Origin of the sequence: Pseudomonas mangiferae, assembly GCF_007109405.1 — a bacterium.
GTDB classification, from domain to species: Bacteria; Pseudomonadota; Gammaproteobacteria; order Pseudomonadales; family Pseudomonadaceae; genus Pseudomonas_T; species Pseudomonas_T mangiferae.
The window spans coordinates 227200-239042 of sequence record NZ_VJOY01000006.1 but is presented as its reverse complement, the minus strand read 5'-3'; the positions used below and the strand labels follow the sequence as shown (position 1 = coordinate 239042).

Genomic DNA, 11843 nt, shown 5'->3' with positions numbered 1-11843 from the left:
GGTGGAAGACGTCGTCGTTGCGGTGCTGCGCGGGGTGCTCTATGTGGTCATGGAGGTGGTGGTGCGCACCGTCTTCTACTGGATCGGCTGGCCTTTCGTGAAGCTGTTCAGCCTGGGGCGCTACCCGCGCCGCGGCTGGATGAGCGATTCCTTCGAAGAGGCCTGCACCTGCCTGGCGGGCATGGCCGCGTTGGCCACGATCGGGGTGCTGGCGGTGACGCTGCCGGTGACGTGAAACCGCCTCGGCATTCCTGCCCCGGCCAGATGCGGGCCGTTTCGATCTCCTGCCACTTCGCCTGACTTGTCTCTTGGTACGGCCAGCCTATTCAGCCGATGAAACAGTCGAAAGCGCGACCTCGGCACCGGCGGCGACCGCACCTGTGCCCTACCCCTCCCTCGTCGGCGCCAAGTGATCGGCCAATGCCCGGGCGTGGGGTGACAGGGCATCGAACGACGGAGCACACAGACGCAATTGCCGCAACGCCCAAGGCTCGTCCAGGCGCAGGCGGCGCACGCCAATGCTGCGCCAGCGGCGGGCCGCGGTTTCCGGGACGATGCCGATTCCCACACCCTGCCCCACCAGGCGGCAGACCGGCTCGAAGCCCGCCAGCCGCACCCGCAGGTTGAGGCGGCCGCCGGCCTGGGCCGCCTTGCGGGTGAGATGCTGCTGCAGGGCGTTGTCGCCGGTGAGGCCGACGAACGCCTGCTCCAGCAGTTCGCTGAAACGTACCCGGCGCCGGTCGGCGAAGCGCGGGTCGCCCCGGGTCACGATGCACACCAGCCGGTCCTCGCGGAATGGTCGCGACTCCAGGCCTTCAGGCGCCCTCTCGGCGGCCAGGATGCCCAGGTCGGCCTGCTGGCGTAGCAGCGCCTCGGCGATAGCATGGCTGGGGCGCTCCTCCAGGACTACGTCCAAGTGGGGCTGCTCCAGGAGAAACGCGCCGAGAGGGTCCGGCAGGTATTCGGTCAGGGCGGCGGTATTCGCCAGCAGCCGTACCCGCCCCCGCAGCCCCTGGGCGTAGCGGCCCAGGTCGCCCACCAGCAGCTCCAGCCGGTACAGCATCCCCCGGGCGTGATGCTCCAGGGCACGGCCCGCCGGAGTCGGGCGCACCCCACGGCGATGGCGCTCCAGCAACGGCGTGCCCAGCGCATCCTCCAGAGTCTTGATCCGAGCGCTGGCGGACGCCAGGGCCAGACACGCACGCTCGGCGCCAGCGGTAATGCTTTGCGCCTCGACGATATGCAGGAAAAGGCGCAGGTCGGACAAATCGAATCGCATGAAACTCTCCACGGCAGGCGCACAGCCTTCGGAACGGCCGAAGGCTGACCTCCTGATGAACCATATTGTGAGGCCGCGGCTCATCCCGCAACGTGGCGATTCCTCCCATTGCCTGGAAGTCCCATGCTGGTCTCATTGATCTTCCTGCTCGCCGGTGCGGTGAAGGGTGTGGTGGGCATGGGCCTGCCCACCGTCGCCATGGGCCTGCTGGCCCTGACCATGCCGGCTCCGGAAGCGGCCGCCCTGCTGCTGATCCCCTCCCTGGCCACCAACCTCTGGCAGGCCTTCGTCGGCCCCGACTTCGCTCGGCTGATGCGCCGGCTGTGGCCGCTGCTGGCAGGCGTCGCCCTGGGCACCTGGCTGGGCATGGGCGGACTGGTGAACGGCCAGGACCAGCGGATAGCCGGCCTGCTGGGGGCGATCCTGGTGGTTTACGGGCTGTCCGGGCTCACTCCATGGCGCCCCCGCATCGGTCCGCGCCAGGAGCGCTGGGTGGCGCTGCCGGTGGGGCTGGTCACCGGACTGGTGACGGGGGCCACGGGGGTCTTCGTGCTGCCGGCGGTGCCCTACCTGCAGGCCCTGGAATTGGGCAAGGAGCGCTTGATCCAGGCCCTGGGGCTGTCCTTCAGTGTTTCCACCCTGGCCCTGGCTGCGGGCCTGTGGCGGCACGGGGCGCTGCACACGGAGAACCTGGGGTGGTCCTTGGTGATGCTCGCGCCGACCCTGCTGGGCCTGGGGCTGGGCCAGTGGCTGCGGGGACACCTGAGCGAAGCGCTGTTCCGCCGGGTGTTCTTCGTCGGCCTGATGCTGCTGGGGGTGCATTGGCTGGTGGACGCGGTCAGCGGATGAAATGCGGCGCGGCCGGATAGCGGGGGATAGGACTGAGAGGTGGAAGACCGGCGGTTCGCACCGCCGGTCGAGGCGGTCAACGATCGCGAGCGTCCTGGGCATCCGCCTGCGCGTTGCGCTCGTGGACGCGCTTGAGCTGCTCGTCGGTCAGGGGCACCTTCTTCGCGGTATCCCGCAGCATCAGCAGGCCGCCCACCACGGAGCCGATGGCCAGAATCAGGATCAACCAGGCGTACCAGGGCATATGTATCTCCTCAAACGCCGGTCATCGGCGGTATACCGGTTCGATCATTGCGCGTCGGGCACGGTTCCCTCCACGCGCGGGCGGCTCCCACCCGCCTCGCCGATCACCTGCAGGCCGCTGTCGTCTTTTAGGGCCACGCCGCTCAGGTTCAGCCGCAGTGCTTCCCGGGCCAGGTAGGCCAGCTTGGTCGCCGCCTGGTCGTAGGGCAGCCCTTCCGGGCGCACGTTGGAAATGCAGTTGCGCTCGCTGTCCATGCGCCCTACCCGCGGTTGGCAGGTGAGGTAGAGCCCCAGGCTGTCGGGGGAACTGAGGCCCGGCCGCTCGCCGATCAGCAGGACCACCAGCCGGGCCCGCAGCGCTTCGCCGATGCCATCGCCGAGGGCCACCCGCCCCTGCTCCGCCAGCACCACCGGGACCTTCGCCCAATCCGCGTCGAAGCGCGTCCGGAATGCCTCCAGCAGCGGCAGCGCGTGGCGCTGCACGGCGCTGGATGAAAGGCCATCGGCGATCACCACCGCCAGCGCTGGCGCCGACGGTTCCTGGAGCAGCCGCAGGCGGCAGCCATCGTCGAGGCGCCGCCCTAAGTCCGGGCGCAGCAGGTAGACCGGGCGATCCGTCGCGTCGCTCTTCACGCGCAGGGTGTGGAAGCCAGCCTCATGCAACTCGCTGTCCAGCGCCTCGAAGTCCAGGGGCCGGTGTACCGCGTCCCGGGCCTGGGCGTGGGCCAGGCCAAAGCGCAGCACCTCGGCGGTGGGCAGGCTGGCGCCGACCCGGCCGAGGGCGATGCGCGCGGACGTGTGGGCACGCAGCTCGTCCCAGGGGTTGGCCTGGACCAGGTCGGTGTGGGAAGAGGATTCGTTCATGCGGCCCCCGAGAACGCCGGCAACTGGCGCAGCAGGCGATGACCGCGCCCCACCTCCCGCAGGCGCCCGGACGGTTCGGTGATGGCCATGCGCGCCAGCCAGGCCTCGAATTCCGGCGCACGCCGCAGGCCCAGCAGGCTGCGCAGGTAGAGCGCGTCGTGGAACGAGGTGCTCTGGTAGTTGAGCATGATGTCGTCGGCACCCGGGATGCCCATGATGAAAGTGATGCCCGCCGTCCCCAGCAGGGTCAGCAGGGTGTCCATGTCGTCCTGGTCGGCCTCGGCATGGTTGGTGTAGCAGACGTCGCAGCCCATGGGCATGCCCAGCAGCTTGGCGCAGAAGTGGTCCTCCAGGCCGGCGCGAATGATCTGCTTGCCGTCGTAGAGGTACTCCGGGCCGATGAACCCCACCACGGTGTTGGTCAGCAGCGGCTTGAACTCCCGGGCCACGGCGTAGGCCCGGGCCTCGCAGGTCTGCTGGTCGATGCCGTGGTGGCCGTCGGCGGACAGCGCCGCGCCCTGCCCCGTCTCGAAGTACATGACGTTCTCGCCAAGGGTCCCGCGCCCCAGGCTGAGGGCAGCCTCCCGCGCTTCCCGCAGCAGGGCCAGGGTCACGCCGAAGCTGGCGTTGGTTTTCTCCGTGCCAGCAATGGACTGGAACACCAGGTCCACCGGCGCACCCGCCTCGATGGCCTGGATCTGGGTGGTGACGTGGGTCAGCACGCAGCTCTGCATGGGAATCTCGAAGTGCTGGCGCACCTCGTCCATCATCTGCCAGAGGCGCATCAGGGTTGGTAGCGAGTCACTGGCCGGGTTGATGCCCACCACCGCATCCCCGGACCCGTAGAGCAGCCCGTCCAGCAGGCTGGCGGCGATGCCTCGCACGTCGTCCGTGGGGTGGTTGGGCTGCAGCCGCACCGACAGGTGGCCCGGCAGGCCGATGGTGTTGCGGAAGCGGGTCTCCACCCGGCACTTCTTCGCCACCAGAATCAGGTCCTGGTTGCGCATCAGCTTGCTCACCGCCGCCGCCATTTCCGGGGTGATGCCCGGGGCAGCGGCGGTCAGGGCCGCGCTGTCGGTGCTGTCCAGCAGCAGCCAGTCGCGGAAGTCGCCCACGGTCAGGTGGGCGATGGGCGCGAAAGCCGCCGCGTCGTGACGGTCGAGGATCAGCCGGGTGACCTCGTCGGCCTCGTAGGGGACCAGCGCCTCGTCGAGGAAAGTGCGCAGGGGCAGGTCGGCCAGGACGATCTTCGCCGCCATGCGCTCTTCGTAGGTGGCCGCGGCGAGGCCGGCCAGGTAATCGCCGGAACGGGCCGGGCTGGCCTTGGCCAGCACGCCCTTGAGATCGGCGAAGCGGTAGGTCTGGCTGCCGATGACGGTACGGTACGACATGGCGTTCTCCTTGCCTCAAGCTCCCGTCAGCATAGCGTCCCGCGGCGCGCTGGCGCGATGGTGGCCGGTCAGGCTGAAATAGACGAAGCCCAGGCCCATCAGCGCCAGGAACACCAGCCCGATCAAGGTATTGAACCAGGCCATCGCCACCAGGCAGACCACCGCCAGCAGCAGGGCGATGCCGGGCACCAGCGGGTAGCCCGGCGCACGGAAGGTCCGCGGCAGCTGCGGTTCGCGTCGCCGCAGGCGGAACAGGCTGAGCATGCTCATGATGTACATGACGATGGCGCCGAACACCGCCATGGTGATCATCGCCGCGGTGAGGCTCATGCCGCCCAGGTTGATCAGGCCGTCACTGTAGATCGCCGCGATGCCCACCACGCCCCCGGCGAGGATCGCCCGGTGCGGCGTGTGGAAGCGCGACAGCCGGGCCAGCCCCGGCGGCAGGTAGCCGGCCCGGGCCAGGGCGAAGCACTGCCGCGAGTAGCCGAGGATGATCCCGTGGAAGCTCGCCACCAGGCCGAACAGACCGATCCACACCAGCATGTGCAGCCAGCCGGAACGCTCGCCCACCACCACCTTCATGGCCTGGGGCAGCGGGTCGTTGATGTTGGCCAGGGTCCGCCAGTCGCCCACGCCGCCGGCGAACAGCATCACCCCCAGGGCCAGTGCGACCAGGGTGAGGATGCCGCCGATATAGGCCCGGGGAATGGTGCGGCGCGGGTCGCGAGCCTCTTCCGCGGCCATGGCGGCGCCCTCGATGGCCAGGAAGAACCAGATGGCGAAGGGAATCGCCGCGAAGATACCGGCCACCGCGGGCGCACTCAGGGTGTCCGCGCCGGCCCAGCCATGGGCGACGAAGTTCGCCAGGCTGAACCCCGGCGCCACCACGCCCATGAACACCAGCAACTCGATGACTGCCAGGACGCAGACCAACAACTCGAAGGTAGCGGCGAGCTGCACGCCTAGGATGTTCAGGGTCATGAACACCAGGTACGCACCCACCGCCGCATGACGCGGGTCGAGGGTGGGGAACTGCACATTGAGGTAGGCGCCGATGGCCAGGGCGATGGCCGGCGGGGCGAAGACGAACTCGATCAGGGTGGCGAGCCCGGCGATCAACCCGCCCTTCTCGCCGAAGGCCCGCCGGCTGTAGGCGAAGGGCCCGCCGGCGTGGGGGATCGCCGTGGTCAGTTCGGTGAAGCTGAAGATGAAGCAGGTGTACATGGTCGCCACCAGCAAGGCGGTGACCAGGAACCCGAGGGTGCCGGCCACGCCCCAGCCGTAGCTCCAGCCGAAATACTCGCCGGAAATCACCAGCCCGACTGCGATGCCCCACAAGTGCAGGGTACCCAGGGTGGGTTTGAGTTGCGTCGTCATGGCACCGTCTCCGTGGTCCTTGGCCGCATGGCCGTCCGTCGCAGTGTTGCACCGGGCATGCCAGGCGCAACGGGGTGGTCGCAACCGGAGCGTAGCCTGTCGCGGACAGGACCGTCCCTGGCGAGACAGGCTACCCCTGTACCCAGGACGGTGCGCCAGTCCCGGTCGATGCACCGCCGCCGTCCAGGCCACGGGGCGGCGGCGAGGGTTGCCTTCCGCTACAATGCGCGCCGATTCCGTCCTGCCCGAGAGCTTCCATGTCCGCCTGTCAGACCCCGATCATCGTCGCCCTGGACTACCCCACCCGCGAGGCGGCCCTCGCCCTCGCCGATCGCCTGGACCCGCGCCTGTGCCGGGTCAAGGTGGGCAAGGAGCTGTTCACCAGCTGCGCCGCCGGCATCGTCGAGATCCTCCGGGCCCGGGGCTTCGAGGTGTTCCTCGACCTGAAATTCCACGACATCCCCAACACCACCGCCATGGCCGTGCGGGCGGCCGCGGACATGGGCGTGTGGATGGTCAACGTGCACTGCTCGGGCGGCCTGCGGATGATGGCCGCCTGCCGCGAGGTTCTGGAAAAGGCGAGCGGCCCGGTGCCGTTGCTGATCGGCGTGACGGTGCTGACCAGCATGGAGCGCGAGGACCTGGCGGGCATTGGCCTCGACGTGGAGCCCCAGGAGCAGGTGCTGCGCCTCGCCGCCCTGGCGGACCAGGCCGGCCTCGACGGACTGGTCTGCTCCGCCCAGGAAGCCCAGGCGCTGAAGGCCGCCCACCCGGGGCTGTGCCTGGTGACCCCGGGCATCCGCCCGGCGGGCAGCGCCCAGGACGACCAGCGCCGCATCCTGACCCCGCGCGAAGCCCTGGCGCAGGGCTCCGACTACCTGGTGATCGGTCGCCCCATCAGCCAGGCGCCGGACCCCGCCGCCGCCCTGGCGGCCATCGTCGCCGACCTGGCGTGAGCACCGGTCGCGGCGGGCCTTCGCTCGCCGCGCGCCTCAGCGGACCTTGAGCACTAGCTTGCCGAAGTTTTCCCCGGTGAACAGTTTGTTTAGGGTCTCCGGGAAGGTCTCCAGCCCTTCGACGATGTGCTCTTTGCTCTTCAGGCGCCCGTCGGCCAGCCAGCCGGCCATTTCCCGGGCGGCCTCGCCGAACTTCGGCGCGTGGTCCATCACCACGAACCCTTCCATCCGCGCCCGGTTGACCAGCAGCGACAGGTAGTTGGCCGGGCCCTTCACCGCTTCCTTGTTGTTGTACTGGCTGATGGCGCCGCAGATCACCACCCGCGCCTTGAAATTCAGCCGGGTCAGTGCCGCGTCAAGGACCTCGCCGCCGACGTTGTCGAAGTACACGTCCACCCCCTTGGGGCACTCGCGCTTGATGGCGGCCGGCAGGTCGTCCTGCTTGTAGTCGATGGCGGCATCGAAGCCCAGCTCGTCCACCAGGTAGCGGCATTTCTCGGCCCCGCCGGCGATGCCCACCACGCGGCAACCCTTGATCCGCGCGATCTGCCCGGCGATGCCCCCCACCGCGCCGGCGGCGCCGGAGATCAGCACGGTCTCGCCGGCCTTCGGCGCCCCCACGTCCAGCAGGGCGAAGTAGGCGGTCATCCCGGTCATGCCCAGGGCCGACAGGTACAGCGGCAACGGCGCGCGGCTGGGGTCCACCTTGTGCAGCCCCTTGGGCTCGCCGAGGAAATAGTCCTGCACGCCCAGGGCACCGCTGACGTGGTCGCCCTCGGCGTAGTCCGGATGCTGCGAGGCGATCACCCGGCCGACACCCAGGGCGCGCATCACCTCGCCGAGCGCCACCGGCGGGATGTAGGACTTGCCCTCGTTCATCCAGCCGCGCATGGCCGGGTCGAGGGACAGGTAGAGGTTTTCCACCAGCACCTGGCCGGGGTTCGGTTGCCCGACGGTCTCCTCCACGAAGGAAAAGGTCTCGCGGGTGGCCGCGCCCTTGGGACGCTGGGCCAGCAGGAAACGGCGGTTCTGGGACGTGCTCATGGGAAACGGTCCTCCTCGGCTGAAACCCTGGGTGATAGTGCGCCTGGCCGCGCCGGGCAAGGGATTTCGTCGGGCGGAATGGGCCGCCATGGATTTCGCTGATCGCCATCAGCCCCGCCGATGACCTGCCCACCGGGGCCCTGATGATGCTGCCCGTCATGCCGGAAACGGTCCTAGACTCGCGGCTCGATCGCCCGCTCGGCGGGCTACTTCACGGGAGCGCATACAGATGGGCATGAGTTTTTCCGGGCGCGTCGCCCTGGTCACTGGCGCCGGGGCCGGCATCGGTCGCGCGACAGCGCTGGCCTTTGCCGCCGAAGGCCTTCAAGTCGTGGTCTCGGACATCGACGCCCAGGGCGGAGAGGCCACGGTGCAAGCGATCCGCACGGCAGGGGGCGAGGCGTCCTTCGTCCGCTGCGACGTGACCCGCGACAGCGACGTCGCGGCGCTGGTGGTGTCCACCCTGGAGACCTACGGCCGCCTGGACTACGCCTTTAACAACGCCGGCATCGAGATCGAGCAGCACAAGCTGGCCGAAGGCAGCGAGGCGGAGTTCGACGCCATCATGGGCGTCAACGTCAAGGGCGTCTGGCTGTGCATGAAGCACCAACTCCCCGCCCTGCTGGCCCAGGGCGGCGGCGCCATCGTCAACACCGCTTCGGTGGCGGGCCTGGGGGCGGCGCCGAAGATGAGCATCTACAGCGCGTCCAAGCATGCGGTGGTAGGGCTGACCAAGTCGGCGGCCATCGAATACGCGAAGAAGGGCATCCGGGTGAATGCGGTGTGCCCGGCGGTGATCGACACCGACATGTTCCGCCGCGCCTACGAGGCCGATCCGCGCAAGGCGGAGTTCGCCGCTGCCATGCACCCGGTGGGCCGGGTGGGCAAGGTGGAGGAAATCGCCGCCGCGGTGCTCTACCTGTGCTGCGACCAGGCGGGCTTCACCACCGGCCACACCCTGACGGTGGACGGCGGCGCCACGGCTATCTGACGCGGCAGGCGACAGGCGCCGGGTTTTGCGCTTTGCTCAAGGGATCGCAGACGCAGCTTTTCGGGAGGCCCCGATGAACGACGAATCCCGCGACCACAAGGCGCCCACGTTCTGGCAGATGCTCCACAGCGTGCTCGCCGCCGCCTTCGGCGTGCAGAGCGGCAAGAACCGCGAGCGCGACTTCACCCACGGCAAGCCCAGCCATTTCATCGCGCTGGGCCTGCTGTTCACCGGGGTATTCGTACTGGTGCTGTATGGCCTGGTGCAACTGATCCTGCATTTCGCCGGGCTCTGAGCAGTTCTTACTGCCACGTCCTCCGGGGCTTGGCGCGTCTACTGGTTGCTCACCCAGAACACCGCGGCACTCACCGCGATCAGGATCAGGACGAAGATGGCCCGGGCATCGACGACGCTGTCGCGGGCTCCGGGATCGGGCGTCTGGAAGGGATCGGTCATGTTCAGTTCCTCATATTGTTGGACTGATCGGAACGGCGTTGACCCCCAGCAGTAAAGACGGCTCCCACTCACGCTTCAAGCAGGGCCGAAATCGACTTTTCGTATATCTATATTTGTTATTTGAATATTCATAAACATCACTTTTACGAATAAACCCCACCTGATATCTTCGCCCGCTCCGTGAGAAGTGCGTGGCCGTGCACGCCTATAAAGCAGTAATAGCCTGAAAACAGGACACTTATGTACGTATACGACGAGTACGATCAACGGATCGTGGAGGACCGCGTCAAGCAGTTCCGCGACCAGACCCGGCGTTACCTGGCAGGCGAACTGTCGGGCGAGGAATACCGCCCCCTGCGCCTGCAGAACGGCCTCTATATCCAGCGCTATGCGCCGATGCTGCGGATCGCCGTTCCCTACGGCCTACTCTCCTCGCGTCAGGTACGCAAGCTGGCCCAGATCGCTCGCGACTACGACAAGGGCTACGCCCACATCAGCACCCGGCAGAACGTCCAGTTCAACTGGCCGGCCCTGGAAGACGTTCCGGAGATCCTCGCCGAGCTGGCCACCGTGCAGATGCACGCCATCCAGACCAGCGGCAACTGCATCCGCAACACCACCACCGACCAGTTCGCCGGCGTCGCCCGGGACGAACGGGTCGACCCGCGGCCGTGGTGCGAGATCATTCGCCAGTGGTCCACCTTCCACCCGGAATTCGCCCACCTGCCGCGCAAGTTCAAGATCGCGGTGAATGGGTCGGCCCAGGACCGCGCCGCCATCGAGGTGCATGACATCGGCCTGGAAGCGCTGCACAACGAAGCCGGCGAACTGGGCTTCCGCGTCTCGGTGGGTGGCGGCCTGGGCCGCACGCCCATCGTCGGCAGCTTCATCAACGAATTCCTGCCCTGGCGGCACCTGCTGTCGTACCTGGAGGCGATCCTGCGGGTGTACAACCGCTACGGTCGCCGCGACAACAAGTACAAGGCACGCATCAAGATCCTCGTGAAGGCCCTGACCCCGGAGGTGTTCGCCGAGCGCGTGCACGCCGAGTGGGCGCACCTCGAGGACGGCCCGCTGACCCTCACCGATGCGGAAGTGCAGCGGGTGTCCCAGCACTTCATCGACCCCGCCTACAAGGCCCTGGATGACCAGGACGACGCCCTCGCCCACCTGGACGCCGAGCACCCGGGCTTCGCCCGCTGGCGTTCGCGCAACGTGGTGGCCCACAAGAAGCCGGGCTACGCCGCCGTGACGCTGTCCCTGAAGCCCACCGGCGCCGCGCCGGGAGACATCACCGACAAGCAGTTGGACGCCCTGGCCGACCTGGCGGACCGCTACAGCTTCGGCGAAGTGCGCAACTCCCACGAGCAGAACATCATCCTCGCCGACGTGGAGCAGGCCCAGCTGTTCACCCTCTGGGGCGAGCTGCGGGAAGCCGGCTTCGCCACCCCCAACGTCGGCCTGCTGACCGACGTCATCTGCTGCCCCGGCGGCGATTTCTGCTCCCTGGCCAACGCCAAGTCGATCCCGGTGGCGGAAGCCATCCAGCGGCGCTTCGACGACCTGGACTACCTGTTCGACATCGGCGACCTCGACCTGAACATTTCCGGCTGCATGAATGCCTGCGGCCACCACCACGTGGGCCACATCGGCATCCTCGGCGTGGACAAGAAGGGCCAGGAGTTCTACCAGGTCTCCCTGGGCGGCGACGCCGGCCGCGAGGCCAGCCTGGCGCAGATCCTCGGCCCGTCCTTCGCCCAGGACGAGATGGCCGACGTGATCGACCGCATCATCAAGGTCTACGTGGAAAACCGTACCGAGGACGAGCGTTTCCTCGACACCTTCCGCCGTGTCGGCATCGACCCGTTCAAGGAGCGCGTGTATGCAGCGAATCATTAAGGACGGCCGGATCATCGACGAGACCTGGCACACCCTGGCCAAGGACGCCACCCTGGAGGGGATGTCCAACTGCGACGACCTGATCGTGCCTCTGGCACTGTGGCGCGACCACGCCCATGCACTGAAGGCCCGCGATGGCGGCCTGGGCGTGTGGCTGGACGCCGACGAGGAGATCGAGGAAATTGCCGACCAGCTGGAGCACTTCCAGGTGATCGCTCTGAATTTCCCGGCCTTCACCGATGGCCGTCATTCCTCCACCGCCTACCTGCTGCGCCAGCGCTACGGCTACCAGGGCGAGGTGCGCGCCATCGGCGACGTGCTGCGCGACCAGCTGTTCGCCCTGCGCCGTTGCGGGTTCGATGCCTTCGCCCTGCGCGAGGACCGCGACCCCGAGGACGCGCTCAAGGCGTTCGACGATTTCGCCGAGGTCTACCAGGCGTCCAGCGATCAGCCGCTGCCGCTGTTCCGCCGCCGCGCCTGATGCATCAGCG

At 68.2% G+C, this 11843-nt stretch carries 14 protein-coding genes; 7 read left to right on the top strand and 7 right to left on the bottom strand.

Features of this window, described 5'->3' with window-relative positions; translation table 11 throughout:
- Position 1: 1 nt before the first annotated feature.
- Entirely contained in the window at positions 2–235 is a 234-nt protein-coding gene (locus FM069_RS10575) for a hypothetical protein (RefSeq protein WP_143488265.1), read from the top strand.
- A gap of 150 nt (positions 236–385) precedes the next feature.
- On the opposite strand, the gene FM069_RS10570 is transcribed toward FM069_RS10575, so the two are convergent.
- Positions 386–1279: a LysR substrate-binding domain-containing protein gene (locus tag FM069_RS10570; RefSeq protein ID WP_143488264.1), complete on the bottom strand. Its 894-nt coding sequence runs from the start codon at positions 1277–1279 to the stop codon at positions 386–388.
- 123 nt (positions 1280–1402) lie between these two features.
- Between FM069_RS10570 and FM069_RS10565 the strand changes: the two genes are divergently transcribed.
- A complete protein-coding gene (locus FM069_RS10565; RefSeq protein WP_143488263.1) occupies positions 1403–2128 on the top strand; it encodes a sulfite exporter TauE/SafE family protein in 726 nt (241 codons plus the stop codon).
- Positions 2129–2204: 76 nt separating this feature from the next.
- On the opposite strand, the gene FM069_RS10560 is transcribed toward FM069_RS10565, so the two are convergent.
- Genes FM069_RS10560 through eat form a run of 4 tightly spaced genes read right to left on the bottom strand, consistent with a single transcriptional unit; the run spans position 2205 to position 6006 of the window.
- Positions 2205–2372, bottom strand: coding sequence for a DUF2897 family protein (locus FM069_RS10560; RefSeq protein WP_143488262.1), 168 nt, complete (start codon positions 2370–2372; stop codon positions 2205–2207).
- Positions 2373–2416: 44 nt separating this feature from the next.
- Positions 2417–3235 carry an ethanolamine ammonia-lyase subunit EutC gene (eutC, locus tag FM069_RS10555; RefSeq protein WP_143488261.1) on the bottom strand — a complete coding sequence of 273 codons (819 nt, stop codon included), beginning with the start codon at positions 3233–3235 and terminating at the stop codon, positions 2417–2419.
- A complete protein-coding gene (locus tag FM069_RS10550) occupies positions 3232–4626 on the bottom strand; it encodes an ethanolamine ammonia-lyase subunit EutB (RefSeq protein ID WP_143488260.1) in 1395 nt (464 codons plus the stop codon). The genes eutC and FM069_RS10550 overlap by 4 nt, the downstream gene beginning before the upstream one ends.
- A gap of 15 nt (positions 4627–4641) precedes the next feature.
- Positions 4642–6006: an ethanolamine permease gene (gene eat, locus FM069_RS10545; protein ID WP_143488259.1), complete on the bottom strand. Its 1365-nt coding sequence runs from the start codon at positions 6004–6006 to the stop codon at positions 4642–4644.
- Positions 6007–6263: 257 nt separating this feature from the next.
- Between eat and pyrF the strand changes: the two genes are divergently transcribed.
- On the top strand, positions 6264–6962 hold the full coding sequence (gene pyrF, locus FM069_RS10540) for an orotidine-5'-phosphate decarboxylase (RefSeq protein WP_143488258.1): 699 nt from the start codon (positions 6264–6266) through the stop codon (positions 6960–6962).
- Between the two features lie 36 nt (positions 6963–6998).
- Here pyrF and FM069_RS10535 read toward each other — a convergent pair whose 3' ends face one another.
- A complete protein-coding gene (locus FM069_RS10535; protein WP_143488257.1) occupies positions 6999–8006 on the bottom strand; it encodes an NADP-dependent oxidoreductase in 1008 nt (335 codons plus the stop codon).
- A 229-nt stretch (positions 8007–8235) separates the two neighbouring features.
- Here FM069_RS10535 and FM069_RS10530 point away from each other — a divergent pair, with 229 nt between their 5' ends.
- Positions 8236–8997: an SDR family oxidoreductase gene (locus tag FM069_RS10530; protein WP_143488256.1), complete on the top strand. Its 762-nt coding sequence runs from the start codon at positions 8236–8238 to the stop codon at positions 8995–8997.
- A gap of 73 nt (positions 8998–9070) precedes the next feature.
- Entirely contained in the window at positions 9071–9292 is a 222-nt protein-coding gene (locus FM069_RS10525; RefSeq protein WP_143488255.1) for a DUF2970 domain-containing protein, read from the top strand.
- Between the two features lie 38 nt (positions 9293–9330).
- On the opposite strand, the gene FM069_RS22065 is transcribed toward FM069_RS10525, so the two are convergent.
- Positions 9331–9453 (bottom strand): hypothetical protein, encoded by a 123-nt coding sequence (locus FM069_RS22065; protein WP_267904181.1) that lies wholly within the window; start codon positions 9451–9453, stop codon positions 9331–9333.
- A gap of 240 nt (positions 9454–9693) precedes the next feature.
- Between FM069_RS22065 and FM069_RS10520 the strand changes: the two genes are divergently transcribed.
- Both FM069_RS10520 and FM069_RS10515 read left to right on the top strand, forming a co-directional pair.
- Positions 9694–11352: a nitrite/sulfite reductase gene (locus FM069_RS10520; protein WP_143488254.1), complete on the top strand. Its 1659-nt coding sequence runs from the start codon at positions 9694–9696 to the stop codon at positions 11350–11352.
- Entirely contained in the window at positions 11336–11833 is a 498-nt protein-coding gene (locus FM069_RS10515) for a DUF934 domain-containing protein (protein WP_143488253.1), read from the top strand. Before FM069_RS10520 ends, FM069_RS10515 begins: the two co-directional genes overlap by 17 nt.
- Positions 11834–11843 lie beyond the last annotated feature (10 nt).

What these genes read in the sequence shown, in the direction of transcription:
- FM069_RS10570 (WP_143488264.1), bottom strand. Translation starts at nt 1,279, where the DNA reads ATGCGATTCGATTTGTCCGACCTGCGCCTTTTCCTGCATATCGTCGAG.
- FM069_RS10565 (WP_143488263.1), top strand. Translation starts at nt 1,403, where the DNA reads ATGCTGGTCTCATTGATCTTCCTGCTCGCCGGTGCGGTGAAGGGTGTG.
- FM069_RS10560 (WP_143488262.1), bottom strand. Translation starts at nt 2,372, where the DNA reads ATGCCCTGGTACGCCTGGTTGATCCTGATTCTGGCCATCGGCTCCGTG.
- eutC (WP_143488261.1), bottom strand. Translation starts at nt 3,235, where the DNA reads ATGAACGAATCCTCTTCCCACACCGACCTGGTCCAGGCCAACCCCTGG.
- FM069_RS10550 (WP_143488260.1), bottom strand. Translation starts at nt 4,626, where the DNA reads ATGTCGTACCGTACCGTCATCGGCAGCCAGACCTACCGCTTCGCCGAT.
- eat (WP_143488259.1), bottom strand. Translation starts at nt 6,006, where the DNA reads ATGACGACGCAACTCAAACCCACCCTGGGTACCCTGCACTTGTGGGGC.
- pyrF (WP_143488258.1), top strand. Translation starts at nt 6,264, where the DNA reads ATGTCCGCCTGTCAGACCCCGATCATCGTCGCCCTGGACTACCCCACC.
- FM069_RS10535 (WP_143488257.1), bottom strand. Translation starts at nt 8,006, where the DNA reads ATGAGCACGTCCCAGAACCGCCGTTTCCTGCTGGCCCAGCGTCCCAAG.
- FM069_RS10530 (WP_143488256.1), top strand. Translation starts at nt 8,236, where the DNA reads ATGGGCATGAGTTTTTCCGGGCGCGTCGCCCTGGTCACTGGCGCCGGG.
- FM069_RS10525 (WP_143488255.1), top strand. Translation starts at nt 9,071, where the DNA reads ATGAACGACGAATCCCGCGACCACAAGGCGCCCACGTTCTGGCAGATG.
- FM069_RS22065 (WP_267904181.1), bottom strand. Translation starts at nt 9,453, where the DNA reads ATGACCGATCCCTTCCAGACGCCCGATCCCGGAGCCCGCGACAGCGTC.
- FM069_RS10520 (WP_143488254.1), top strand. Translation starts at nt 9,694, where the DNA reads ATGTACGTATACGACGAGTACGATCAACGGATCGTGGAGGACCGCGTC.
- FM069_RS10515 (WP_143488253.1), top strand. Translation starts at nt 11,336, where the DNA reads ATGCAGCGAATCATTAAGGACGGCCGGATCATCGACGAGACCTGGCAC.